Consider the following 25,407-nt stretch of genomic DNA (forward strand, 5'->3'; position numbering starts at 1 on the left):
AATGCAAAAAGGCGTTGCCCCTTCCGAAACCTTGAAACATTTCGAATAAACTCCGCGAAATTGCCGCTCTTTTTCAAGGACATGTATTTTGACAAACGTCTGTACCGCCGGCCTGGATGTAGGTTTTGCCTCCCTGGACTACCTGCAGATCTTCATCCTGGGCGTGATCCAGGGCATTACCGAACTGCTGCCGGTGTCGTCCACCGCCCATATGCGCGTAGTACCCGCCCTGCTCGGCTGGCAAGACCCCGGCTCGGCGTTTTCCGCAGCCATGCAGTTGGCGGCACTGGCCGCGGTGGTCAGTTATTTCTGGCGCGATGTACGCCAAGTGACCACCGGCAGCATCAGCGCGGTGCGCCGGGGTGACTACAACGACCGGTGGTTCAAGCTGGCGGTGGCGATTGTGCTGGCGACCATTCCTATCGGCATCGCCGGCCTGGCGTTGTCTTCGACCTTGAATGCCTGCAACTCGCCGTTGCGTGGGCTGATGGTGATCGGGATTTCCTGCGTGGTCATGGCGGTGCTGATGGCAGTGGCGGAAGTCCGTGCACGCCACACCCGGGAGGTGAGTGAAATGCGCCTGCGGGATGCGTTGATCGTGGGAGTGGCGCAGATTGGCGCGTTGATTCCAGGGGTGTCGCGTTCCGGCTCCACCCTGACGGCGGCACTGTTTCTCAACTTCAAACGTGAGGAAGCGGCGCGCTTTTCTTTCCTGCTGGGCCTGCCCGCCATCGCCCTCGCCGGTTTGAAAGAACTGTGGGTGCTGCTGCATGCCGATATGCCGGCCCATGCCTGGCCGCATTTGATCTTTGGTTTGGTGGTGGCGAGCATCTCGGCGTTTTTTGCGATCTGGGGCCTGATGAAGTTTTTGGAGCGATTCTCCACCTGGCCGTTCGTGATTTATCGCGCGCTGCTGGGGGTGTTCCTGATTGTGGCGGTGAGTACCGGGTTGCTGAGTTGAACTGACGCTATTTAAAACCAACCCTAACCTAATGCGCGGGCTTGCCCGCTCCCAGCGTTGAATTGCTTTGTGTTGAAGACCGCATTCCGCGGCTCAGCGGGTTCAAGGCAACCGCTGACAGCTCTGCCACACCTGCCGAATCAACACCTGCAGCTTCAGCGCTTGCGCCCAGCGATCACTGATCTCACGCCCATCCGCGCCGGTGATCGCATAGGGCGGCGGGCCCAGTTCGCAGGTGAAGCTCAGGCTTTGCGGCGTATCGGAACGGGCCAGCCAGTCTTCGATCCCGTAGCGCCACCACTCGGTAAAACGCTGTACCCAGGCTTGATGCTGGGGAAAGTCCAGCGACACCTGCACCTGTTCACTGCTGGCCACGCGGCCGTGAAAGCCCCAGCTGTGACGCAGGATCGTGCGGATCTGCTCGTCATCTTCAGCAGTAACGGGCTCGGGCAACTCACGCCCGACCACGTAGTGGGACAGGTCGGCCAGCAGCTTCAAATCGGGCATCTGTGCCAGCAGGTCGAGGGTGAACAGCAGGTCGTTGGTGAGCCGATAACGATGGGTTTCCAGCAGCACCGGAAAGTCCACCTGCTCGGCCAGGCGCTGCCAGCCTTCGACCAACCGTGCGGCCTCGGTTTGAGTGCGCGGGCGCACATCGGCTTGCAGGGTGAGGTGGTGGCAGCCGTAGCGGCTGATTACGTCCAGTGCGGCCGCCAGATCATCCACCGACTGCGGGAACAGCTGGCCTTCGATCTGCAAGCCCCTGGCCGTGGCGGCGGCGTGCAGGCGCGAGACGTCGGCAGGCTTGAAGTAATGGTCGGTGATGCCGTCGAAACCGGCGGCTTTGATGCGCTCGAGTTGCGCTTCGAGGGGGCCGGGCTCGGTTTGCATGGCCCACAGGGATTGGAACACCAGGAATTGGCGCATATCAGCCTCGCAGGATGTGTTTGAGGGGCAGCTCGGGGTCGGCCAGGCTGGTCGCGTTGAGCGGGGTGCATGCGCAGATCAGGCGTTCGCACAGCTTGATGTCCTTGGCCACGCTGTTGCCTGGCGCCCATCCGCAAGCACCTTGCAGATGGTGATCGGCATCCAGGTAGAACAGCAGCAAGCCGCCGCCCGGCAATGGCCGACTGACCGTAAGCGGCGTGATCACACCCACGGTTTGCACCCCCCAATCGTACTGGTCGGACCAGAAACCGGGGAGCGCCTCGAACGGCACATTGCGCCCCAACATATTCAGCGCCGCATGCCGCCCCTGGGCTTCGGCATTGCGCCAGGTTTCCTGGCGTTGGTACAGGCCGTCCAGGCGGAATTCGCACACATCGCCAGCGGCATAGATGTCCGGTGCGCTGGCGCGCAGGTACGTATCGACGCGAATGCCCTGCCCCACGTCCAGCCCCGCCGCCGTGGCCAGTTCGATGTTGGGCTGCATGCCAATGCCGACCACCACCCAGTCGCAGGGCAACCGCTGCCCGTCCACCAACAGCACGGCGTCGGCCTGGATGGATTCCAGCGCCACGTTCAAACGCACATCCACCCCTTGGCGACGATGCAAATCCAGCAGCGCTTGGGAGATAACCGCCGGCAACACCCGGCCCGCCAGGCGCGGTCCGGCTTCCAGTACCGTCACCTCACAGCCCAGGCCGCGTGCTGTCGCCGCCACTTCCAGCCCGATAAACCCGCCACCCACCACCACCAGCCGCGTGCCGGGGTTCAGGGCACTGCGCAAGGCCAGCGCCTCATCGTGGGTGCGCAGGTAAAGCACATTGGCCTGCGCCTGAGGCAATCGTCGTGCCCTGCCGCCAGTGGCCAACAGCAGACCGGCATACGGCAGCCACTGGCCGTCGGCAAGTTGCAGGCGATGGTGTTGCGGCGTCAAGCGAGCCACCGGATTACCGGCGATATGCTCAATATCCAGCTCGGCCAGCCGCGCGCTGTCGCACAGGCTGCACCCGGCCAAATCCGCTGTGCCCTGCAACAGGCCTTTGGACAGCGGCGGCCGCTCGTAGGGCACGTGCGGCTCATCGCCGATCAGGATCAGCCGCCCGGTATAACCTTCTTCGCGCAAGGTCAGCGCCGCACGGCCACCGGCATGGCCGGCACCGACGATAATCAGAGCCTCGTTCATCATCACGCCGTGACGGCGAGCAATACCCGCCCCGCTTCGACCCGCACCGGGTAGGTCTTGAGGTTGACGCACACTGGCGCGCCCAGGGCCTTGCCGGTGCGGTAATCGAAGCGCCCGTTGTGCTTGGGGCACTCGATGATGTGGTCCATCACGAGGCCGTCGGCCAAGTGAATTTTCTCATGGGTGCACAGCCCCGCGGTGGCAAAAAATTCATTGTCGGCCGAGCGATACACCGCGTAGGTGTGCGCCCCGTGGTCGAAGCGCAGCACGTCTTCTTCGTCTATTTCGCCCACGGCGCAGACGTCGATCCATTGATCGTTCATAGCGTTTTCTCTTGTTCTTGGAAGGCATTCAGCCGGCAGTGGCTTCTGCATGCACGGGGGCATTGGCGGCCGGTTCGGCACGCGGGCGTATCGGGCGCTGAACGAAATGGTTGGGGTCGCTGCGCTGCTTCCAGATGGTCGGCAGGATTTCCTTGTACGCCTCGAACAGATCGGCGTAGGGCGCCGGGCAGTCGCCGCGTATTTCTTCGTGCAATTGCGCCAGGGCGTGATACGGCACCATCGGGTACATGTGGTGTTCGAGGTGGTAGTTCATGTCCATGTAGATAAAGCGCAGCACACGGTTCATATAAATGGTGCGGCAGTTGCTGCGGTGGTCGAGCACATCCTCGGCCAGGCCCACGTGTTGAGTGAGGCCGAAAATATAGCCCAGCCAGGCACCGTAGATACTCGGCAGGCCAATCAGCATCAGCGGCAGCCAGCTGTGCAGGTACAAGGCGGCGCCGATGACCACCGCGTAGATACCGACCCAGATACGCGCCGCGCGAAACACCTTGGGCCATTCGGACTCGGGGATAAAGTCTGCCTCCTGGGCACTCATCTTGCCGACGGCATGGCGCGCCACGCCGCTGAACGTCTTCCAGGCCAAGGGCACATTGAACAGGCTCAAGAACATCATCGAGAAGCGCGGTGGGCGCGGCTCGACAATCTCAGGGTCGCGACCGACGACGATGGTGTCGGTGTGATGACGGGCATGGCTCCAACGCCACACATGGGGCTCGAAGATGCACATAAAGCTTGCAACCTGGTACAGCACGTCATTCATCCAACGGGTTTTGAACGCCGTGCCGTGGCCGGTTTCGTGCCAGCGCGGGTTGGACGCGGTGCCGTACAGCACGCCATAGGCCAGGAAGAACGGCACGCAGGCCCAGGTGCCCCAGAACCAGTAGCCGCCAAAACCAGTGGCGAACAGCGCGGTCACCCAAATGGCAGTGTCGAGCAAGGCCGGGCCGTCGCGACGCTGCATCAGTGCTTTCATGCGTTTTCGGGAAACCGGCGACTGATACCAACTGGCCGAGACCAGGCCTTTATCAAAGGCGCGGGCGGCTTCGGGGCCGGTGAGGCTGTAGTCGCGCCGGGCGGGATGAGCGGTGTGTTCAGGCATTGTTATTGTTCTCCGCAAGCGGGTGGTTTCAGGTGCTTTGTGAAACCCACGATAGAGAACGCCTAAATCACCCTCAAGGCCTTGAATCCATTCCCTATCAAGCTATCATCCAGGCCCAGCGGGGCTTGATAGTTTTCTATCAAGACGCTCAAGGGGCTTGTCATGAACAACAATAAACGCCCAACCATTGCCACCGTTGCCGCCCAGGCCGGGCTGAGTGTGGCCACCGTCGACCGCGTATTGAATGCCCGTGCGCCGGTCAATCCCGACACCGCCGAACAGGTGTTCCAGGCCGCCGAAGCCGTGGGTTACTTTGCCGCGCGGCTGATTGGCCAGCGCATTCGCGAACGTCGCCCGACCTACCGCCTAGGCATCCTGTTGCTGGGCACCGCCCAGGCGTTCTACGCCAACCTAGCCCATGCCATCGGCGATGCAGCCGAGCAGCATGCCGGTGCCAACCTTACGTGCCAGTTCGAATACATCATCGATCGCACGCCCAGCGCCATCGTCGCGCAAATCGAACAGTTGGCCGTGCAGTGCGATAGCCTCGCGGTGGTCAGTTTTGCCCACCCGCTGATCAACGCCTGCCTGGCGCAGATCCGCGCAGCCGGCGTGCCGGTGGTCGCCCTGCTTTCGGATATCCACGAACACGCCGATGAGCCCTATGTGGGCCAGGACAACCACGTGGTTGGCCGCACCATGGGCTGGTTGCTCGCCCGCACGTGCGGCGCACGCAAAGGCAGCGTGGGGATCTTGCTCGGCGGCCACCGCTTTCTCGGCCACCAGGCACGGGTCGAAGGCCTGCACAGCTACCTCGCCGAGCACGCGCCGGGGCTCAAGCCGTTGGAGCCGCTGATCAACCTGGATAACTGCGACATCACCGAAGAAGCCACCCTCGACTTGATCAGCCGTCACAGCGACCTGCGCGGGCTGTGCGTGGTGGGCGGCGGCGGTGACGGCATCATCAGTGCCCTGGCACAACTGCCCAAACGACCAGCGCTGTGTTGCATTTTGCAGGAGTCGACCGAGCTGTCGCGCCAGGCGTTGAGCCAGGGTTTGATTGACGTGGTGATGGACTCGCAGCCAGGGCGGACGGCCGTGGCATTGGTGGCGTTGATGGTGGCGTTGCAGAGCGCCGAGGGGTTCGATCCGGTGCGGCATCGGGTGTATATACCGCCGCAGATTGTGACGTCGGAGAATCTCTAGCGCGCTCGGCACTCGACCTTCAAGCCGCCCGCCTCCAGCACGTGACTCTCGATCACCACGGGCAGGAAGCGCTGGATCACCAGCATGTTGCTGTGCAAATGCTCGCTCATGTGCGGCGTGGTGAAACGGCCGCCACCCGCCAGTGCCATTGGCAACAGCAACTGATCGGCCAGGTGTTCGCCTACTGCCGTGTCGGTGCCTCGCCACTCACTGGCCTGGTCGATAGCCTGGTCGGCCACAGTTTCGGCGCGCACCTTGGCCATGCCAAAGGCACTGAATATTTCGGTGACGTGCTCGTGGACGTACTCCAGCATCAGCACATTACCTGGGCCCTGTTCCGGGTCAATCTCGACCGGGAACAGTTGCGTGTCAGCAAACGATAGACGCTGGCGCACGCGCTTGAACTGGCGCTCGGTCACTTGGGCGGGCAACCCTGCGTTAAGGGTTACCGCGCGGGCTTCGAGCAGTTTTCCACGCTGCATCAACTGCAGCGGCATCAGCTCGCTGGGTTGGATAAACGCCTCTAACTCACCCCCGCCAGCCGGTACAAACCCGTAGCGGTTCAGGCTCAATTCGATGCGCGCGCCCATACGCTGCAACAATGGAAGCCAGGCGCGCTGCAGGAAGTCCACCGGCGGTGCCAGCGGGTTATGGGTGCCGCCGCAGATCGTCACGCGGCTGGCCGTGGGTGCGCGCAGCAATGCCGGCAACAAGGTCTGCAGCACCAGGGTGCAACTGCCGGCCGTGCCAATTGAAAACCGGTATTCGCCCCCTTGAATCGGCCCGGGTTCGAACACCAGTGTTTGCGAGCCCAGTTCAGCCCCTTGCACCTTGGCACCACAGACCTGCGCCGCCGCCAGCACGGCAGTCAGGTGTTGACGCATCAAGCCTGGCCGACTGCGCTTGGCGCGGATGTTTTTGATGCGCAGGGTCAACCCGGTCACCATCGACAGGCTGAGCCCGCTGCGCAGTACCTGGCCACCGCCGATGGCGCCGTCGAGTTCAATCAGGTCCTGTTTCATATTTATCCTTAAGCAAAGCGTGTGACCGTGCCCCGCAGGTAGTGGTCCAGTTGTTGGGAGTCTTCATGGGTGCGTGGCAATACCGGCACTTCGCGTTCCAGTTCACGCTGTATGTAGGCGTGTAACGCCGGGCGCCGTGGCCCGTAGGCCGCTTCCCCGGCATTGCGTTTCAACACCAGCAGGGTTGCGACCTCATCGAGCAGTTGTGCGTCATCCACTGTGCCCAACAAATCGGCGAAGGTCATCGGCGGCCGCCCCAGCCCCAGGTCGATCCAACGCACTGCCAGCAACGGCCGCAGCACGTAGAAGTACTTCTTGAACCGCACCGTGTCGCCTTGCAGATAGCCGCGAAAGTTCTTCTTGGCCATCGACAGATAATGATTGCGCGCCGCCGGCGGGCTGTAGAACGCCTCGGCCAGCACACGCAATTGCGCCGTGGCCTCGGCCTCCTGGCGATACACCAGCGGCGAATCAAGCCATTCCAGCAGCGTGGGGTTGGATTTGCGCAACAGGCCCAAGGTCTTGCGCAACTCCCAGCCGCTCACATCCAACTCGTCATCCAACGGGCGTTCGATCACGTCGCGCGGCGTATCCACCTGCATGAACCAGTCAGGTTTTTCCACATAGACAAAACGCACATCGTAGTCGCTGTCGGTGGAGGCAAAACCCCAGGCCCGGCTGCCGGATTCGCAGGCATACAGCACCGTCACATTGCGCTCGCGCTCTATGCGCTCCAACTCCTCCAGCACCCGCGCGCGCATGGCGTCGCTCAATGGGTGGCGTTCTTCCCTTTCCATCTCTATTTCCCTCTTATCCTTTTACGCACACCACTTGACGCAAGGTGTGCAGCACTTCCACCAGCTCGCGCTGGGCGTGCATGACGTGGTCGATGTCCTTGTAGGCCATCGGAATTTCATCGATCACATCGGCGTCCTTGCGGCACTCAACATGGGCCGTCGCGCGGATCTGGTCGGCCAGGGTGAAGGTGTTCTTCGCCTTGGTACGGCTCATGGTGCGGCCGGCGCCGTGGCTGCACGAGCAGAACGACTCTTCGTTGCCCAGTCCACGCACGATGAAGCTTTTGGCGCCCATGGAGCCCGGAATAATCCCCAGCTCGCCCTTCTTCGCCGACACCGCGCCCTTGCGCGTCACCAGGATGTCTTCGCCAAAGTGCCGCTCTTTCTGCACGTAGTTGTGATGACAGTTCACCGCTTCCAGCGCCACCTCAAACGGCTTGCTGATCACCTGGCGTGTGGCCTGGACCACCGCGCGCATCATCAACTCGCGGTTCTGCCGGGCGAAATCCTGAGCCCAGCCCACCGCTTCCACGTAGTCATCGAAGTGCTGGCTGCCCTCTTCGAAATACGCCAGGTCGCGGTCCGGCAAATTCGCCAGGTGTTGCTGCATATCCGCCTGGGCCAACTGGATAAACAAGTTGCCGATGGCGTTACCCACGCCACGCGAACCGCTGTGCAACATGAACCAGACACGGTTGGCTTCATCCAGGCACACCTCGACAAAGTGGTTGCCGCCACCCAGGGTGCCGAGGTGCTGGCGGTGGTTGCTGCGTTCCAGTTGCGGGTACTTGTCGGTAATCGCCTTGAAACGTGGGTGCAACGCCGTCCATGCCTGATCAGCCTGGGCCGGCACATCTTCCCATGCACCTTTGTCACGGCCTTTACGGCTGCGAGTGCGGCCATGGGGTACGGCTGCCTCGATGGCGCAACGCAGGCCGTGGAGGTTGTCGGGTAAGTCGCTGGCGGTCAGCGTGGTACGCGCGGCGATCATGCCGCAGCCAATATCCACGCCCACCGCTGCCGGGATGATTGCGCCCACGGTGGGGATTACGCTGCCGATGGTCGAACCCTTGCCCAAGTGCACATCCGGCATCACCGCAAGGTGCTTGAAGATAAACGGCATCTTGGCGGTATTCATCAGTTGCTGGCGGGCCTCGGGCTCGACGGGCACGCCCTGGGTCCAGAGTTTGATCGGCTTGCCGTCGGCGACTTCCAGCAGTTGGTAGGTTTTCTCTTGCATGATCTCAATTCTTTTTTGAAAGCCGGCTCTGCGGCGTTGATAGCGACATAGCAGCGGGCGTGCCAGTTTTTTAAAAGTCGCTCTAAAAATACTTATCTATTTGTTTTATATCGTTATTTTTAATAATTGATCACTCACACCTAAAAAACCCATGACAAGCTGATCGTCAACTTCATATCCTCACATATCGTTACTTATATTTTGGTCTAGCCATGAAACACAAGCGCACCGTCGCCATCGGGTTTATCGGCTCCAAGCTGGATCGTGTCGGCAAGGGCGCCAACCGCTGGAATCACTGGCGTCCCAGCGTCGGCCTGTGCCAGCAGGACAACCTGCAGATTGATCGCCTGGAGCTGATCCACGACATCGACGCCCGTGACGTCAGCCTCGCCGAGCGGGTGCGCGCCGATGTCCAGCAGATCTCGCCCCACACCGAGGTGCGCCTGCACCCCATGCCGCTGAACAACCCCTGGGATTTCGAAGAGGTCTACGGCGCGCTGCACGACTTCACCACCGACTACCGCTTCGACACCGAACACGAGGACTACCTGGTCCACATCACGACCGGTACGCACGTGGCGCAGATTTGCTGGTTCCTGCTGACCGAGGCGCGCAACCTGCCCGCGCGGCTGATCCAGACCGCGCCCATGCGCCGCCTTGACGACACCGCGCCCGCCACCGGCACCCACACCCTGATCGATCTCGACCTGTCGCGCTACGACCGCATCGCCTCACGCTTCGCCCACCAGCGCCTGGAAGGCCTGGCGTTTCTCAAGTCGGGGATCGCCACGCGCAACAGCGCGTTCAACGCCTCCATCGAGCAGATCGAACGCGTGGCCGTGCGCTCCACGGCGCCGATGCTGCTGATCGGCCCCACGGGCGCGGGTAAGTCGTTTCTCGCCCGCCGCATCTACGAACTCAAGCGCAGCCGCCATCAAGTGCAAGGGCGCTTCGTGGAAGTCAACTGCGCCACCCTGCGCGGCGATGGTGCTATGTCGGCGTTGTTCGGCCATACCAAGGGCGCCTTCACCGGCGCACAAAACGCGCGCGACGGTCTGCTGCGCGCGGCGGATGGCGGCATGTTGTTCCTTGATGAAATCGGCGAACTGGGCCCTGATGAACAGGCGATGCTGCTTAAAGCCATCGAAGAAAAGCGCTTCTACCCCATGGGCGCCGACCACGAAGTGGCCAGCGACTTCCTGATCATCGCCGGCACCCATCGCGACCTGCGCGGGCGCGTGGCCGAAGGGCTGTTCCGCGAAGACCTGTACGCGCGCATCAACCTGTGGACCTTCGATCTGCCGGGCTTGGCGGGCAGGCGCGAAGACATCGAGCCCAATATCGATTTCGAGCTGGAGCGCCACGCCCGCGAGCAAGGCCGCCGCGTGCGCTTCAACCTCGAAGCGCGCCGCCGCTACCTGGCGTTCGCCTGTTCCAGCGAAGCGGCGTGGCTGGGTAACTTTCGCGAGCTGTCTGCGTCGATCACCCGCATGGCGACCTTGGCCGACAGCGGGCGTATCGATGAGGCCCAGGCCGAAGAAGAAATCCAACGCCTGCGCTACGCCTGGGGGCTGTCCGAGCCGCACACCCTGCTGCCCGCCGACCTGGACCTGTTCGACCAGTTGCAACTCAAGGCCGTAATCGAGGTGTGCCTGCAATCCGACAGCCTGTCCGACGCCGGCCGCCGCTTGTTCGGTGTATCGCGCCAGGCCAAGGCCCAGCCCAATGATGCGGATCGACTGCGTAAATACCTGGCGCGCTTTGCGATTGACTGGAAGCAGTTGAAGCCCTAGCCCTGCGACCCGCTCAGTTGCCGGTCGACCAGACGGATCAGGCGATTAACTGCCCATTCAGTGATCGGGTTTAGTCGCCCGGATTCAGACAGGCGCATGGTCCGATGACGTTTTATGGCGGCTGTGCGCAGGGCGCCCTCCGGCGCGCCGGGTTCCTTGGCCGGCCGGTCGACTAACCTGCGTACAGCCGCCCCCCGTATCTACACATTTTTAGCCATCCCCTGGCGTAGCAGCTCCCACATTTCTTACCGTGTCAGGCTTTTAATCCAGGTCGCTTGCAGAATGGCGCTCGGCCAACTGCTCCGCAGGCTCCCCGGATACCCGGTTCACCCTACGCCCCCGCTGCACCGCCGGCCGCGCTTCAATCGCATCCGCCCAGCGCAACACATGCGTGTACTCATGCACGGCCAAAAACTCCGCCGCGCCATACAAACGCCCTTTTACCAACCCGCCATACCAAGGCCAGATCGCGATATCGGCGATGGTGTACTCATCCCCGGCAATGTACTCACTCACCGCCAGGCGCCGATCCAATACATCCAGCTGACGCTTGGTCTCCATGGCAAACCGATTGATCGCATACTCCATCTTGCTCGGCGCATACGCATAGAAATGCCCGAAACCACCGCCCAGGTAAGGTGCGCTGCCCATCTGCCAGAACAACCACGACAGGCATTCCGCGCGCGCCGCAGGCTCAGTCGGGAAGAATGCGCCGAACTTTTCCGCCAGGTACTGCAAAATCGCGCCCGACTCAAACACACGAATCGGCGTGGCGCCACTGCGGTCCAGCAATGCCGGGATCTTGGAATTGGGATTGACCCCGACAAAGCCGCTGCCGAACTGGTCGCCGTCGCCGATCTTGATCAGCCAGGCATCGTATTCCGCCCCGCTGTGCCCCAGGGCCAGCAGCTCTTCCAGCAAGAGGGTGACCTTCTGCCCATTGGGCGTAGCCAGGGAATACAGCTGCAGCGGGTGCTCTCCCACCGGCAGCGCCTTGTCGTGGGTTGCCCCGGCAATCGGTCGGTTGATGCTGGCGAAAGTGCCGCCGCTTTCGGTGTCCCAGGTCCACACTTTCGGGGGTACGTACTCGGTCATGCTGACTGCTCCAGAGGCGTTTTCGATCGACGTAGTGCTCCAGACTAAACCAAACGTTGCTGGAGCGTCACACAGTGAATGCCGGCCCAGCCGCAAGGCCGGTTCAAAGATGCAGCGGTACGCCAGCGGCGCCACTGCGCGGCACGTGTACCCGTAGCGCAATCAACAAGGCTGCCAACAACATCAGTACCCCGGCGCCGAGAAACACACCGCCAATGCCACTGACACTGAACATCGCGCCCCCACCGGCCGCCCCCGCCGCGATGGCTGACTGCACCGACGCCACTACCATGCCACCGGCACTTTCGGCTTGATCAGGCACGGCGCGAGCCACCCAGTTCGACCACGCCACGGGCACCCCGCCAAAGGCCATGCCCCACAGCGCCAGCAGCAGCGCCTGGCCGGGCAGAGAGGCAGGCAACAGCACCAGGGCGAGCGCCGCAACGCCGACCAATACCGGCATTAACACCAATGTGCCGCGCGGATAGCGCACCAGCAGCCAACCGGCCAGCAGCGTGCCGACGAAGTTTGCGGCGCCGAACCCCAGCAGCATCAAGGCCAGCCCTTGAGTCTGCACGCCCGTGGTGCTTTCCAGGAATGGCCGAATGTAGGTGAACAGCGCGAAGTGCGCGGTGTGTACCAATACGCAGGCAAACATGCCGATGGCGATGCCAGGGCGCAGCAGCACATCCAATACCGTGCGCAGCCGTGCACTGCCAGTGGGAGCCAGGCGTGGCAGCGTGAGCAGCTGGAACGCCAACGTCACCACGCCAACGGCGGCCGCAGCCACAAACGCACTGCGCCAGCCATACACATCGCCGAGGTAGCTGCCCAGCGGCACGGCAACCACCGTGCCCACCGCAATGCCACTGAATATGATCGACAGCGCACGGGGCAGCAACGCCGCCGGCACCAGGCGCATCGCCACTGCTGCCGCCATACTCCAGAAACCACCCAGGGCGACGCCCAGCAGGATGCGCATCAACAGCAGCACCGCCAGGCTCGAAGACAGCGCCACCAACACGTTGGACGCAATCATCAGCATGGAAAACCCCAGCAGCACCACGCGCCGGTCGATCCCGCGCGTCAGGCCGGGAACCAGCAAGCCAGCGAACAACGCCACCACTGCCGTCACGGTTACAGCCTGACCAGCCAGGGCCTCCGACACCCCAAGGTCCATCGCCATCGGCGTCAGCAGGCTGGCCGGCAGGTATTCTGCCGTCAACAACCCGAATACTCCCATGGCCAGGGAAAACACCGCCATCCAGGCCGGGGTAGCGGGCTCCGCCTTGGAACGGATAGAGGCTTGAGCTACACAATCATTCATCACACGACATCCTCAGGAAATTAGCGCGACCGCCAGTCTAGGTTCGCCAACCCGGATGATCTATGATGCAAACCCTTGAGTTTTTGACCAAAACCCCGAACATGACTGCACCGGCCCCGTTCAATCTGTCCTCCGACCTTATCGATGAACTGCTGCGCGGCATGCGCCTGCGCGGGGTGCAGTACCAGCGCATTCAGGCGGGACCCAGCTTCGGCATGGGCTTCGACGCCAAACCCGGGCACGCCTACTTCCACTTCCTCGCCGCAGGTGTGGTCACCCTGCGCACCGACGACGGCAACTTGTTTGAATTGTCGGCAGGCAATGCCGTGTTCATCTCCCACGGCGGCGCACATGCGCTGTTGTCCACGGCGGATGTCGCTGTGCAGGACATCAGCCGATTTGACGCCACTCCGCTGGGCGATACCGTCTGCGCCGTGGATGCATCGCCCGACACGCCCCCCAATACGTTGCTGTTCAGCGCCTGCATGGAGTTCGAAATCGGCAGTATTCAGGGGCTCGGCAGCCTGATGCCGGCCTTGATGCTGATCGATACCAAGGGCCAGCGCTACCCGGGCCTGATGCCGATCCTGGCGGTGATGGAGCGCGAAGTCGCGAGTGCTCGCGTCGGCTACTCGGGCATCCTCGCGCGCCTGGCCGATGTGGTGGCCGCCATGATCGTGCGGGGCTGGGTGGAATGCGCCTGCGGCAATGCATCGGGGCTGGTGGCAGCGTTGCGCGACGCACGGCTGGCCGGAGCCCTGCTTGCCCTGCATCAGCAACCGGGCCGCGATTGGAGCGTGGCCGAGTTGGCCGCGCAGAGTCATACCTCCCGTTCGGTGTTCGCCGAACGCTTCCAAGCCACCCTGGGTCTTCCGCCGCTGCGCTACGTGACACAATTGCGCATGCGCCTGGCCAGCCAATGGTTGACGCTGGAGCGCATGCCCATCGAAGAAGTGGCGCTGCGCCTGGGCTATACCTCCCAGGCGGCGTTCAGTCGCGCATTCAAGCGCATCACCGGCCAGCCACCTGGAGCCAGCCGCCAGGGCTCCAGGAGCCCGGCATGAAACAGCGCCAAGCCATTGCGCAGGCTGATCCCGCGCCCTTACTCTCTTGAGCTCACCCCCTAGCAAGCAATGGAGGTTTCATGAAACTGATCGGCATGCTGGACTCGCCTTACGTACGCCGCGTGGCGATTTCCCTGGAGCTGTACGGCGTGGATTTCGTGCATGAACCGCTGTCGGTGTTTCGCACCTTCAACGAATTCGCGCAGATCAACCCGGTGGTCAAGGCCCCGACCCTGGTGCTGGACGATGGCACTGTGCTGATGGATTCCAGCCTGATCCTGGACTACCTGGAAACCCTCGCCCCGGATGACAAAAAGCTGCTGCCCCCGCAGCCCGCCGCGCGCGCCCATGACTTGCATGTGCTTGGGCTGGCGCTGGCGGCCTGTGAGAAGAGCGTGCAGATCGTCTATGAGCACAACCTGCGCCCGGCCGAGAAACTGCATGCGCCGTGGCTGGAGCGTGTCACCGGGCAATTGCTGGCGGCTTATTCGCTGCTGGAAAAACAACTGCCTGAGAGTGAGGCGCTGACTCAGGCTTCGATTACAGCGGCGGTGGCCTGGTCGTTCAGCCAGTTAACCGTGGCGTCGGTGGTCAAAGCGGATGCGTTTCCCAACGTGAAGCGCCACGCCGAGCGCCTGGAGCAGCACCCGGCTTTCAAGCAGTACCCGATCGAATAAACACCATCGTCTCAAGCCCGCTGCCACCTTTGGCCTGCGTCGTTATGAAGTTAGCTAGCCCTGCCTAAACCCAGCCGCCATCCACAATAAAATTCTGCGCCGAACACATCGCCGACGCATCGGAAGCAAGAAACAACGCCATATTGGCGATGTGTTCCGGCAGCACACTGCCCGGCAAACACTGGCTGCGGCTGATCAGTTCCCTGGCGGCATCGTCGACCCACATCGCCAGTTGTTTCTCTGTCATCACCCAACCCGGCACCAGCGTGTTCACGCGGATGCGACTCGGCCCCAGTTCGCGAGCCAGCGCGCGGGTCATGCCGTGGGCGGCGGCCTTGCTGGCGGCGTACACCGGGTAGCCGGCGGAAGCCATCATCCAGCCGACCGAGCCGAGGTTGATGATCGCCCCGCCGCCCGCGCTTTTCATCATGGGCACCACGGCCTTGGCGGCGAAGAAAGCGTGTTTGAGGTTGACGGAGATCAGCCTGTCGAACATTTCCGAGTCGACTTCTTCCAGGGTGTGACGCACGTCATTGGCGGCGTTGTTCACCAGCACGGTGATCGGCCCCAGAGAGTGTTCGAAACGAGCGATGGCGGCTTTATAGGCAATCTCGTCGGTGATGTCGCAGTTCACGAACTCCACCGTGTGCCCGCGGGAGCTGAGCAGCGCCGCGAGGCGTTCGCCCTGGCTTTGCGCGCGGTCGACAAAGCCCACCTTGGCGCCCTGGGCGGCGAAGGCCCGCACCATGAATTCGCCGATCCCTGAGGCACCTCCGGAGATCAGGACGGTTTTGCCTTCAAGGTCGGGATACACGGCGTGTTGAGTACTCATAACATCTTGCCTCGCTCAATTAGTCTTATTTTATTTTGCAAAAACGGCTTTTAAGGCTATAAATTCGCTGTCATAACGACAAAATATCGCTATTAGTAGAACTATTCCACTCAAAACAACAAAAGGAAGTTCGACCATGAAGCACCCTCGTTATCTGCTGTCAGGTCTCGCCATGTCCGTATTAATCGCCAGTGGCGGGGCTCACGCCGCAGGCCTCTCCAGTGAACACAAGCCTTTCGGTAAAACCAACGACGGCACCGCCGTCGAGCAGTACATCTTGCGCAACAGCCATGGCATGCAAGCCACGGTGATCACCTACGGCGGCGTGTTGCAGTCGCTGAAAGTGCCGGACAAAAACGGCAAGGTCGACGACGTGGTGCTGGGCTTTGACGACGTGCAAGGCTACCAAGCCGGCACGGCGTTTTTCGGCGCGACCATCGGGCGCTTCGGCAACCGCTTGGCCGGCGGTGCCTTTGAGCTCGACGGCAAGCGCTTCCAGGTGCCGCTCAACGATGGTCCCAACTCACTGCATGGCGGCGCCCAGGGCTTCGACAAACAGGTGTGGAAGGCCGCACAGGTCAAGGGCAAGGACTCGGTCGGCGTGACCCTCACCTACCTGTCCAAGGACGGTGAAATGGGCTTTCCCGGCAACCTGAAGACCGAGGTCACCTACAGCCTCAACGAGAAAAACGAACTGCACATCGACTACAAGGCCACCACCGACAAACCCACGGTGCTCAACCTTACCAACCACAGCTACTTCAACCTCGCCGGTGCGGGGAATGGTGACATTCTCAAGCAGGTCGCGACCCTGCATGCCAGCCATTACACGCCGGTGAACGCCACCTTGATTCCAACCGGCGAAATCGCGCCGGTGAAAGGCACGCCGATGGACTTCCTGAAACCGACGCCGATCGGCCAGCACATCAAGGACGATCACCCGCAGCTCAAGTTCGCCGAGCCGAAACAGGGCGGGTTTGACTTCAACTGGGCACTCGATACCAAGGGTGACGTGAAACAGTTGGCTGCCCAAGTGCATGATCCTGAGTCGGGGCGGCGGTTGCAGCTCTACACCACAGAGCCCGGTGTGCAGTTCTATACCAGCAACTTCCTCGATGGTTCGGTGAAGGGCAAAGCGGGGAAGACGTATCTGCACTGGAGCGGTTTCACGTTGGAGACCCAGCATTTTCCGGATGCGCCTAATCAGCCGAAGTTTGCGTCTACCCGTTTGAATCCAGGGCAGACTTACACCCAAAACACTATCTTCAAGTTCTCCGCCGATTAAAACTGTGGGAGCTGGCTTGCCAGCTCCCACATTTGGAGCTTCACATGGCAAGGGTTCAGCGTTGTTTCATGCGGTCGATGACCACCGCCAGCAGCAGGATCGAGCCGCGAATCACGTACTGATAAAACGTGTCGATGTTCTTCAGGTTCATCGCGTTCTCAATGATCGCCAAAATCAACACGCCGGCAATCACATGGCGAATCATGCCAACCCCACCACTCAACGACACCCCGCCCAACACACATGCCGAGATCACCGTCAGCTCAAAACCCTGGCCGATCATCGGCTGGCCGGAGGTCATGCGCGAGGCCAGGATCACCCCGGCCAGGGCGCCGATCACACCGTGCACGGCAAATATCAGGATCTTGGTGCGATCAACGTTTACACCCGCCAGCAACGCCGCTTCCGGGTTGCCGCCGATGGCCAAGGTGTTGCGCCCATAGGTGGTGTAATTGAGCAGCCAGCCGAAAAACACGAAGCACAGGATGGTAATCAGGATCGGCACCGGCACGCCCAGCAGTTGGCCGTTACCGAAGATAAAGAACTGCTCCTCGGACACCCCCACCGCCTTGCCGTTGGCGAAGATGTACGCCAGCCCGCGCACGATCTGCATGGTCGCCAGCGTGGTAATCAGCGCATTGACCCGCAGCTTGGCAATCACGATGCCATTGATCAGCCCCACAACCAGGCCCATCAGCAAGGCGGCGCCGATACCGAGCATGACGCTGTCGGTGTCGCGCATCACAATCGCCGCCACCACCCCGGCGCAGGCAATTACCGAGCCCACCGACAAGTCGAAGTGCCCCGACGCCAGGCAAAACAGCATGGTGCAGGCGGCGATGCCCACCGTGGAAATCGCCAGGCCCAGACCGCGCATGTTCAGCGGCGAGAGGAAGTTGTCGATGAGCAAGGCGCACAGCAGGAAGATGCCCACCGCGGCCAGCAGCATCGCCCAGTTGTCGAGCAGTGCGCGCATGTCCAGGGGTTTGCGCGCCGAGGGCAACGCGTTGTCTTGGGTTGTCATAGTCGTCTCTCAGTTCGCCAGGCTGCGCGGCAAAGCCAGTTGCAGCAGGTTGGATTCAGTCGCGTGCTCGCGGGTTTGCTCACCCCGCAGTGCGCCTTCGCACAGCACCAGGATGCGGTCGGAGATGCCCATCACTTCCATCAGGTCGCTGGACACCACAATGACTGCAATGCCTTGGGCGGCGAGGTTATGGATGATCTGGTAGATCTCGGCCTTGGCGCCGATATCGATGCCACGGGTAGGCTCGTCCAGCAGCAGGACTTTCATCGGCATCGACAGCCAGCGGCCAAGAATGGCCTTCTGCTGATTGCCGCCGGACAGGTACATGATTTTCTGCGCCGCGTTGGGCGTTTTGACCTTCATCGCCTTGATTTGCTGGTCGGCGTTGCCCTTCTCCCACCCCTCGCGCAACAGCCAGCCGAACCGGGAGTGAGTGCCGCGTGCGCTGATATTGATGTTCTCGGCGACGCTGGACAGCGGAATGATGCCTTCCTTCTTGCGGTCTTCCGGGCACAGCAGCACGCCCGCGGCGATGGCATCGCGCGGTGAGCGCAGTTGCAGTGCTTGACCGCAGAGCTCCAGTTGACCGGCGCCCGCACGCTCCAAGCCGCTGAGCAGGCGGAACAACTCGGTACGCCCAGCCCCCACCAACCCGAACAAGCCGAGAATCTCGCCCTTGCGCACGTTGAAACTGATCGGCTCACGCAGGCCGGGGCCGAGCAGGCCATCGACCTTGAGCGCGACCTCGCCGTGCTCACGTGGGCGGTAGTCGTAAATGTCCTGGATATCGCGCCCGACCATGCAGGTCACCAACTGGTCATGGGTCAGCGCGCTCATGTCCTCGAAGGTGCGCACGTAGCGGCCATCCTTGAACACCGTGACCGCGTTGCAGATGCGGAACACTTCTTCCATGCGGTGCGACACGTAGAGCACCACTTTGCCCTCATCGCGCAGGCGCGTGATGATCGCCATCAAGCGGTCGATCTCCCGCGCCGACAGGCTGCTGGTGGGTTCATCAAACGCGATCACATGCGCACCACGGGACAACGCCTTGGCGATTTCCACCAGTTGGCGTTGGCCCAGGGACAGGCGGCCGAGCTTTTCATCCGGGTCGATTTCATCCGCCAGGCCCTTGAGGCAAGCCAAGGCCTGCTTGCGCAGCAGCGCCCGATTGACCACCCCAAAACGCGACGGCAAATGCCCGAGGAACAGGTTCTCGGCCACGGTCATTTCCGGCACCAGATGCAGCTCCTGGTGGATCACCGCCACGCCGCTGGCGATGCTGTCCGCCGCGTTCTTGAACGCCATGGTCTGCTCGCCGATTTGCAGCGTGCCGCTGTTGGGGATGTAGGCGCCGCCGAGGATCTTCAGCAGCGTCGACTTGCCCGCGCCGTTCTCGCCCATCAAGGCATGCACCTGCCCAGGGTGGGCGGTGAAGCTGATGCCATCCAGCGCCTTGACCGCGGGAAAGGTTTTACCGATGCCGTCAAAACGCAGACTGGCGCCGGCAGTGTGTTGTTGTTCATTGACTTGCGCGTGCATAACCACCTCATCACACCGATCAGGCAGCCCTGTTGCCGGGGCTGCCGAGGAAAGCGAACTGCCTTATTTCCACAGGCCGATCTTTTCCAGCTCCTGCTTGAAGTTTTCGCGGGTGATCAGGGTCACTTCGTCCATGGCGGTGTACTTCGGCGGCTCGGTGCCTTTGGTGACCCACTCGTACATCATCAGCGCGGTGTTGTAGCCCTCGATGTGCGGGCTAGGCAGCATCGAACCGAAGAAGCCGCTGTTGGCTTTCTTCAGTTCACCGATAGCGTCGGTGCCATTGATGCCGATGCCGATCACATTGGCGGCTTTGAAGCCGGCGCTTTCGGTCGCGCGTACGCCGCCGAGTACGGTGTTGTCGTTCATGCCACCGATGATCAGGTTTTTCGCGCCGCTGGGCAGCTTGACCAGCGCCGAGTTGGTGGCGTCCATGCTGCCTGGTACGTCGAGGGTTTTAAGCGCAGCGGTGAGAATATGGTCGTCAGGAATGCCGGCCTCTTTCAGGGACTGTATCGATCCGTCGGTGCGTTTTTTACCGGTGTCGAGCTCGTTGAAGGTGTTGATCACCGCATAGGTGTCCTTCCAGTCCCAGCCGCGTTTTTTAGCTTCGGCGGCCATGGCCGCCCCCTGCTTCTGGCCGACTTCAAACGCAGCCATACCCAGGTACGGCACGTCTTCCATGAAGGCGCCTTTGGCGTCGACGAAGCGGTCATCCACAGCAATCACTTTCAAGCCGTTGGCCTTGGCCTTGGCGACAATGGCCGGGCCCAGGGACACGTCCGGCGGGCAAATCACAAAGCCTTTGGCGCCGTTGGCCGCCAGGCTGTCGATAGCCGACAGGGTTTTTTCGCCGTCGGGCACGGCGATCTTGATCACGGTGAAGCCATGCTCCTTGCCGGCTTTTTCGGCAAAGGCCCATTCGGTCTGGAACCACGGTTCTTCAGCCTGCTTGACCAGAAAACCGATCTTCACTTCCTCAGCGGCCAGCAGCAGCCCGCTCAGGCTCATGGCCGAAACCGCCACAGCGGCGCAGCACAGGGAACGCAAACCTCGACGACGATTCATACAGGTGACTCCTTGTTGTTGTTTTTAAAATCGGGATTTAGCCGGCAAAGCGGTGACAGGGCTTGCCTGGCACGTCAACCTCAATGGCCAGCACGGCGCCGTCCAAAGGGTGATCCAACGGGCTGGCGGCACTGGTGATATAGAGGGTGGTGAGGTTCGGGCCGCCAAATACGCAACTGGTGGGGCGGCTCACGGGCAGCTCGATGATGCGGTCCACCTCACCACCAGGCGTGAGGCGCAGCAGGCAACTGCCGTCCCAGCGCGCGTTCCAGATATAGCCTTCGACGTCCATGGCCGAGCCGTCCGGCCCGCCACGTTCATGGGGGCCGAACCAGACGTGCGCGGGTTCGAGTTGCCCGTTCGGCAGAATCCCATGCCGGTACAGCGTGCCCTCCATGCTGTCGCCAAAATGCACGTGGCGGCCGTCATCGCTCCACAGCAAGGTGTTGGGAATGCCCAGGCCACTCAGCAACGGCGTAACCTGCGCATCGGCATCAATGCAAAACAGGCCGCCGGAGCGTCGGGTGATGGGCAGGTCTTCGCCCTGCTCGCCAATGTTGTTCTGCATAGTGCCCAGCCACAGACGGCCCTGGGCATCGCAGCGCGCTTCATTGCCACGATTGCCCGGTTGCGGGTCGGCCACACACATCAGGGTCAAGGCTTCGGTGACCAGGTCCAGGCGGTACACGCCGCTGCTCAAGGTCACCACAGCATCGCCGCTTTCACACGGGATAAACGCCGAGACATGCTCGGGCAATTGCCAGACCTGTAACTGCCCGTCCATCAGGCGCAATGCCTGTTTGCCGGCAATGTTGACCCAGTACAGGGCCTGGGTGGGCACGTCCCAGAACGGGCCCTCCCCCAATTGCGCACGGTGCGCGGTGACGGCGCTCAGCGACATGAAACCTCCTGCTTCATTGTTGTTTTTACAGCGCGTCGCGTGAAGGCGTGCCATCCACGAGCCGCTGGATACGCAACGGGTTAGCGTTTTTCAACGCGTCGGGCAGCAGGCTATCAGGGTAATTCTGGAAGCACACCGGGCGCAGGAAACGGTCGATGGCCAGGGTACCGACCGAGGTGCCACGCGCATCGGACGTCGCGGGGTACGGCCCGCCGTGCACCATCGAATCGCAGACTTCCACACCGGTCGGGTAGCCGTTGAGCAGGATGCGCCCGACTTTCTGTTCGAGCAGTGGCGTGAGTTCGGCGAACTGTTGCAGGTCGGCCGGCTCGCCAATGATCGTCGCCGTCAATTGACCGTGCAGGCCATGTAAGGCGGCGCTGAGTTGGGCCTGGTCGGCGACTTCGACAAATACCGTGGTGGGGCCGAACACTTCTTCCTGCAGCACTTCATCGCCGTCGATCAACAGGCGCACATCGGCCTTGAACAATTGCGGGTGTGCCTGATTACCGGCCTGAGCGCTGCCCGCGAGGTGCTGGATGCCGGGGTGCGCCAGAAGCTTTTCCAGGCCTTTGCCGTAGCTGCCCAGGGTGCCGGCGTTGAGCATGGTCTGCGCCGGTTGATCACCGATCAGTTGCGCAACTTGTTGAGTAAACGCCGTGAATGCAGGCGAAGCGATACCGATCACCAGGCCTGGGTTGGTGCAGAACTGGCCGCAGCCTTGCACTACCGAGGCGGTCAGGTCACGAGCAACACTTTCAGCCCGTGCTGTGAGGGCCTGGGGCAGCACGATCACCGGGTTGATGCTCGACATTTCGGCAAACACAGGGATCGGCTGCGCACGTGCCGCGGCCATGTCGCACAAGGCACGCCCGCCCTTGAGCGAACCCGTGAAGCCTACGGCCTGGATCGCCGGGTGCTTGACCAGCGCTTCACCGACGCCACCGCCGAAGATCATATTGAACACGCCGGCCGGCATCTCGGTGCTTTCGGCCGCCCGAATGATCGCATCGGCCACCCGCTCGGCGGTCGCCATATGCCCACTATGGGCCTTGAAGACGACCGGGCAGCCCGCCGCCAGTGCGGCTGCGGTGTCGCCGCCCGCCGTGGAAAAGGCCAGGGGAAAGTTGCTCGCGCCGAACACCGCAACCGGCCCGAGGCCGATACGGTATTGGCGCAAATCCGGGCGAGGCATCGGCTGGCGATCCGGCAGCGCCTTGTCGATACGCGCGCCGTAGAAATCACCGCGACGCAGCACGGTCGCGAACAGGCGCATCTGGCCGCTGGTGCGCCCACGCTCGCCCTTGATACGCGCAGCCGGCAGCGCGGTTTCGCGGCAGACCAGCTCGACAAAGTCATCGCCCAACGCGTCCAGCTCATCGGCCACCGCGTCCAGGAACTGCGCGCGACGCGCCGCACTCATGACACGGTACGCAGGGTAAGCCTGCGCGGCAGCCTTGGCGGCGGCGTCGACTTCTTCCGGGGTAGCCTGGTAGAAATCCTGGGGCAAGGCTTCGCCAGTGGCGGCGTCGACGCTTTGCAGTTTGACGCTGCCGTTGGCGCTGCGCTGGCCGCCGATGTAGTTGTGGCCGAGGAACTGGGTCATGGGGTTCTCCATTAAAGGGTGATGACGTGGCCGGGTTCGAATGCCGCATCGCTGTTGCCGACGCTGTTGATCAATGGCGCGCCGAACTCGGCTTGGCTGATCTCGAACACATCGCCCGGTTGAGTACGTATACCGTCGGCGAATGACAAGGTGGCGGTGCCGAAAAAGTGGACGTGCACATCGCCGGGCTTGAGGAACTGGCGGTATTTGAAGTGGTGATACTCGAGGTTTTCCAGGCTGTGGCACATATTGGCCTCGCCGCTGAGGAATTCGTTCCGCCAGATTTCCTTGCCGTTACGCAGGAGGCGGCTGGTACCCGCCAGGTGCTGGGGCAACTCGCCCACGCGCAGCTCCGGGCCGTAGCTGCAACTGCGCAGTTTGGAATGGGCCAGGTACAGGTAATTCTTGCGCTCCATGATGTGGTCGGAGAACTCGTTGCCCACCGCGAAACCCACACGGTAGGGCTTGCTGTCCGGGCCGATCACATACAGGCCGCCGATCTCCGGTTCTTCGCCGGCATCTTCGGCAAACGGTGGCACCGGGAAGGCGGCGCCTGGACGCACGACGATGCTGCCGTCACCTTTGTAGAACCACTCCGGTTGCACGCCCGCCTGACCCGCTGCTGGCTTGCCGCCCTCCACGCCCCATTTGAAGATGCGCATGGTGTCGGTCAGTGCAGTGTCATCGCCGGTCTGGTGCATTTTGTCCCGCGCCGAGGCGCTGCCCAGGTGGGTCAGGCCGGTACCGCTGATCAACATGTGCGCCGGGTCCGGGTGGTCCAGCGGCGGCAGGATCTTCAGCTCGGCCAGCAGTGCGGCGTAGTCGTGGCTATCGCCCAGACCGAGGCTGTTCACCTGTTGTGCCAGGCCGACGCCCGCTTCGATGGCGGCCAGGGCCAATTCGCGCACACTGCGCGACGTCTGGACTTCGCGCAGGCTGTCGCCCTCTACAACGCCGACCCGACGCTCGCCATTGCTTAATTCGAACTGAACTAAACGCATGAAACTTCTCCCAGATTAAGTACGTGTGGCGCCACGAGCGCTGGCGGCGAATTGATCGGCGGGCAGTGCGTGCTTGCGCTCCAGCACGCGGTAGACCACGCCGGTCAAGACCAGCCCGAACACCATGACCGCGGACAGGAAGTACAAGCCCGAGGCGAGGTTGCCGGTGTATTCCTTGAGCGCACCGATCACGAACGGACCGATATAGCCGCCGAGGTTGCCCACCGAGTTGATCAAGGCAATGCCCGCCGCCGCACTGGCGCCGGCAAAAAACCGACCCGGCAAGGTCCAGAACACCGCCGTGCAAGAAAACATCGCGAACGCCGCCAGGCACAGCGCCGTCATTTGCAGCACCGGCACGCTCAGCCATGCGCTGAAGAACAGGCCGATGGCACCGAGTACATAGAGCACCGCCAGGTGGCCGTAGCGATCGTTCAAACGGTCGGAACTGCGCGGGATGATCAGCAGGCCGATGATGCCGAAGATATACGGCACGGCGGAGATGAAGCCGGTGGTCAAATCACTGCCGCCGAACTGTTTAATCAACGTCGGCAACCACAGGCCCAGGCCATAAATGCTCAGGGTCACCGGCAGGTAGAACAGCGCCAGCAGCAACACCCGCTTGTCTTTCAAGGCATGCAGCGGGTTGCCGTGACGGGTCTGGCCGTAGGCTTGCAAGTCTTTGTTCAACTCGCCGGCGAGCCAGGCTTTTTCCTCGTCGCTCATCCATTTGACGTGCTTGGGGCCGTCCGGCAGGTAGCGCAGCACCGGCCAGGTGAGCAGGATCGCCGGGCTGCCGATCACGATAAACAGCCACTGCCAGCCGTGCAGACCAAGGATGCCGTCCATGCCTAGCAGCCCGCCGGATACCGGGCCGGTGATCATCATTGCGATGGGTTGCGACAGGATAAACAGCCCGAGGATCTTGCCGCGATGGCGCACCGGGAACCATTGGGTGATGTAGTAGAGAACGCCCGGAAAGAACCCCGCTTCCGCCGCGCCAAGCAGAAAGCGCATCACATAGAAGCTGTGTGGACCCTGCACAAAGGCCATGCCGATGGTGATGGCGCCCCAGGTGATCATGATTCGCGCGAACCAACGCCGTGCGCCGAAGCGGTCGAGCATCAGGTTGCTGGGGATCTCGAAAAGGAAGTAGCCAATGAAGAACAACCCCGCGCCCAGGCCATAGGCCGCATCGCCGATACCGACGTCGGCGCCCATGTGCAGCTTGGCAAAACCCACGGCAGAGCGGTCCACGTAGGCGATCAGGTACAGCAGGATCAGGAAGGGAATCAGTTTCAGCGTGATGCGCCGAATAAGCCGCAGTTCCTGGCTCATGGGGTCGATCTCCGATTGTTGTTTTTATAGAAGCTCGGGGGACGCCTCTCGCGA

Annotated in this window: 23 protein-coding genes; 6 read left to right on the top strand and 17 right to left on the bottom strand. The window is 62.1% G+C overall.

Annotated features, from left to right (window positions below):
* Positions 1 to 88 precede the first annotated feature (88 nt).
* Positions 89 to 961, top strand: coding sequence for an undecaprenyl-diphosphate phosphatase (locus tag AACY30_RS16920; RefSeq protein ID WP_339468744.1), 873 nt, complete (start codon positions 89 to 91; stop codon positions 959 to 961).
* Positions 962 to 1,063: 102 nt separating this feature from the next.
* Here AACY30_RS16920 and AACY30_RS16925 read toward each other — a convergent pair whose 3' ends face one another.
* The 4 genes from AACY30_RS16925 to AACY30_RS16940 are packed head-to-tail and all read right to left on the bottom strand — an operon-like array spanning position 1,064 to position 4,535.
* Complete coding sequence (locus tag AACY30_RS16925) at positions 1,064 to 1,888, bottom strand: sugar phosphate isomerase/epimerase family protein (RefSeq protein WP_339540773.1); 825 nt, start codon at positions 1,886 to 1,888, stop codon at positions 1,064 to 1,066.
* A 1-nt stretch (position 1,889) separates the two neighbouring features.
* On the bottom strand, positions 1,890 to 3,089 hold the full coding sequence (locus AACY30_RS16930) for an NAD(P)/FAD-dependent oxidoreductase (RefSeq protein WP_339468746.1): 1,200 nt from the start codon (positions 3,087 to 3,089) through the stop codon (positions 1,890 to 1,892).
* Positions 3,090 to 3,091: 2 nt separating this feature from the next.
* Positions 3,092 to 3,412, bottom strand: coding sequence for a MocE family 2Fe-2S type ferredoxin (locus AACY30_RS16935; protein WP_339540774.1), 321 nt, complete (start codon positions 3,410 to 3,412; stop codon positions 3,092 to 3,094).
* A gap of 28 nt (positions 3,413 to 3,440) precedes the next feature.
* Positions 3,441 to 4,535: a fatty acid desaturase family protein gene (locus AACY30_RS16940; protein ID WP_339468747.1), complete on the bottom strand. Its 1,095-nt coding sequence runs from the start codon at positions 4,533 to 4,535 to the stop codon at positions 3,441 to 3,443.
* A gap of 162 nt (positions 4,536 to 4,697) precedes the next feature.
* Here AACY30_RS16940 and AACY30_RS16945 point away from each other — a divergent pair, with 162 nt between their 5' ends.
* A complete protein-coding gene (locus AACY30_RS16945) occupies positions 4,698 to 5,741 on the top strand; it encodes a LacI family DNA-binding transcriptional regulator (RefSeq protein WP_339540775.1) in 1,044 nt (347 codons plus the stop codon).
* Here AACY30_RS16945 and rtcA read toward each other — a convergent pair.
* From rtcA to AACY30_RS16960, 3 genes are read right to left on the bottom strand one after another with little or no spacing between them, the layout of a single operon-like run.
* Positions 5,738 to 6,763 (bottom strand): RNA 3'-terminal phosphate cyclase, encoded by a 1,026-nt coding sequence (gene rtcA / locus AACY30_RS16950; RefSeq protein WP_339540776.1) that lies wholly within the window; start codon positions 6,761 to 6,763, stop codon positions 5,738 to 5,740. The genes AACY30_RS16945 and rtcA overlap by 4 nt on opposite strands.
* Positions 6,764 to 6,771: 8 nt before the next feature.
* Positions 6,772 to 7,560: a nucleotidyltransferase domain-containing protein gene (locus AACY30_RS16955; RefSeq protein ID WP_339540777.1), complete on the bottom strand. Its 789-nt coding sequence runs from the start codon at positions 7,558 to 7,560 to the stop codon at positions 6,772 to 6,774.
* Between the two features lie 13 nt (positions 7,561 to 7,573).
* On the bottom strand, positions 7,574 to 8,800 hold the full coding sequence (locus AACY30_RS16960; protein ID WP_339468753.1) for an RtcB family protein: 1,227 nt from the start codon (positions 8,798 to 8,800) through the stop codon (positions 7,574 to 7,576).
* A 212-nt stretch (positions 8,801 to 9,012) separates the two neighbouring features.
* On the opposite strand from AACY30_RS16960, the gene rtcR reads away from it, so the two are divergent.
* Positions 9,013 to 10,593, top strand: coding sequence for an RNA repair transcriptional activator RtcR (gene rtcR / locus AACY30_RS16965; RefSeq protein ID WP_339540778.1), 1,581 nt, complete (start codon positions 9,013 to 9,015; stop codon positions 10,591 to 10,593).
* A 261-nt stretch (positions 10,594 to 10,854) separates the two neighbouring features.
* Here the strand turns inward: rtcR and yghU are convergent, their stop codons facing one another.
* Together yghU and AACY30_RS16975 are read right to left on the bottom strand one after the other, a co-directional pair.
* Positions 10,855 to 11,688 carry a glutathione-dependent disulfide-bond oxidoreductase gene (yghU, locus tag AACY30_RS16970; protein WP_339468755.1) on the bottom strand — a complete coding sequence of 278 codons (834 nt, stop codon included), beginning with the start codon at positions 11,686 to 11,688 and terminating at the stop codon, positions 10,855 to 10,857.
* Positions 11,689 to 11,791: 103 nt separating this feature from the next.
* Complete coding sequence (locus AACY30_RS16975) at positions 11,792 to 13,015, bottom strand: MFS transporter (protein ID WP_339540779.1); 1,224 nt, start codon at positions 13,013 to 13,015, stop codon at positions 11,792 to 11,794.
* A gap of 65 nt (positions 13,016 to 13,080) precedes the next feature.
* Between AACY30_RS16975 and AACY30_RS16980 the strand changes: the two genes are divergently transcribed.
* Both AACY30_RS16980 and AACY30_RS16985 read left to right on the top strand, forming a co-directional pair.
* Positions 13,081 to 14,079 (top strand): AraC family transcriptional regulator, encoded by a 999-nt coding sequence (locus AACY30_RS16980; RefSeq protein ID WP_339540859.1) that lies wholly within the window; start codon positions 13,081 to 13,083, stop codon positions 14,077 to 14,079.
* A gap of 80 nt (positions 14,080 to 14,159) precedes the next feature.
* A complete protein-coding gene (locus AACY30_RS16985) occupies positions 14,160 to 14,756 on the top strand; it encodes a glutathione S-transferase family protein (protein WP_339540780.1) in 597 nt (198 codons plus the stop codon).
* Positions 14,757 to 14,820: 64 nt separating this feature from the next.
* On the opposite strand, the gene AACY30_RS16990 is transcribed toward AACY30_RS16985, so the two are convergent.
* Entirely contained in the window at positions 14,821 to 15,588 is a 768-nt protein-coding gene (locus tag AACY30_RS16990) for an SDR family NAD(P)-dependent oxidoreductase (RefSeq protein ID WP_339468759.1), read from the bottom strand.
* Positions 15,589 to 15,724: 136 nt separating this feature from the next.
* Here AACY30_RS16990 and AACY30_RS16995 point away from each other — a divergent pair, with 136 nt between their 5' ends.
* Positions 15,725 to 16,873, top strand: coding sequence for an aldose epimerase family protein (locus AACY30_RS16995; protein ID WP_339468760.1), 1,149 nt, complete (start codon positions 15,725 to 15,727; stop codon positions 16,871 to 16,873).
* 55 nt (positions 16,874 to 16,928) lie between these two features.
* Here AACY30_RS16995 and araH read toward each other — a convergent pair whose 3' ends face one another.
* From araH to AACY30_RS17030, 7 genes are all read right to left on the bottom strand, one after another.
* On the bottom strand, positions 16,929 to 17,897 hold the full coding sequence (araH, locus tag AACY30_RS17000; protein WP_339419704.1) for an L-arabinose ABC transporter permease AraH: 969 nt from the start codon (positions 17,895 to 17,897) through the stop codon (positions 16,929 to 16,931).
* A 9-nt stretch (positions 17,898 to 17,906) separates the two neighbouring features.
* The gene (gene araG / locus AACY30_RS17005; RefSeq protein ID WP_339468762.1) at positions 17,907 to 19,439 is read right to left on the bottom strand and encodes an L-arabinose ABC transporter ATP-binding protein AraG; all 1,533 of its coding nucleotides are present in this window, start codon (positions 19,437 to 19,439) and stop codon (positions 17,907 to 17,909) included.
* 63 nt (positions 19,440 to 19,502) lie between these two features.
* The gene (locus AACY30_RS17010) at positions 19,503 to 20,507 is read right to left on the bottom strand and encodes a substrate-binding domain-containing protein (RefSeq protein ID WP_339419328.1); all 1,005 of its coding nucleotides are present in this window, start codon (positions 20,505 to 20,507) and stop codon (positions 19,503 to 19,505) included.
* 37 nt (positions 20,508 to 20,544) lie between these two features.
* Positions 20,545 to 21,408 carry an SMP-30/gluconolactonase/LRE family protein gene (locus AACY30_RS17015; protein WP_339468763.1) on the bottom strand — a complete coding sequence of 288 codons (864 nt, stop codon included), beginning with the start codon at positions 21,406 to 21,408 and terminating at the stop codon, positions 20,545 to 20,547.
* A 25-nt stretch (positions 21,409 to 21,433) separates the two neighbouring features.
* Complete coding sequence (locus tag AACY30_RS17020) at positions 21,434 to 23,014, bottom strand: aldehyde dehydrogenase (NADP(+)) (RefSeq protein WP_339540781.1); 1,581 nt, start codon at positions 23,012 to 23,014, stop codon at positions 21,434 to 21,436.
* A gap of 11 nt (positions 23,015 to 23,025) precedes the next feature.
* A complete protein-coding gene (gene araD1 / locus AACY30_RS17025; protein ID WP_339468765.1) occupies positions 23,026 to 24,015 on the bottom strand; it encodes an AraD1 family protein in 990 nt (329 codons plus the stop codon).
* Positions 24,016 to 24,030: 15 nt separating this feature from the next.
* A complete protein-coding gene (locus tag AACY30_RS17030; RefSeq protein WP_339540782.1) occupies positions 24,031 to 25,353 on the bottom strand; it encodes an MFS transporter in 1,323 nt (440 codons plus the stop codon).
* Positions 25,354 to 25,407 lie beyond the last annotated feature (54 nt).

It is taken from the genome of Pseudomonas sp. RA_5y_Pfl1_P24 (assembly GCF_963970945.1).
Classification (GTDB): Bacteria; Pseudomonadota; Gammaproteobacteria; order Pseudomonadales; family Pseudomonadaceae; genus Aquipseudomonas; species Aquipseudomonas tritici.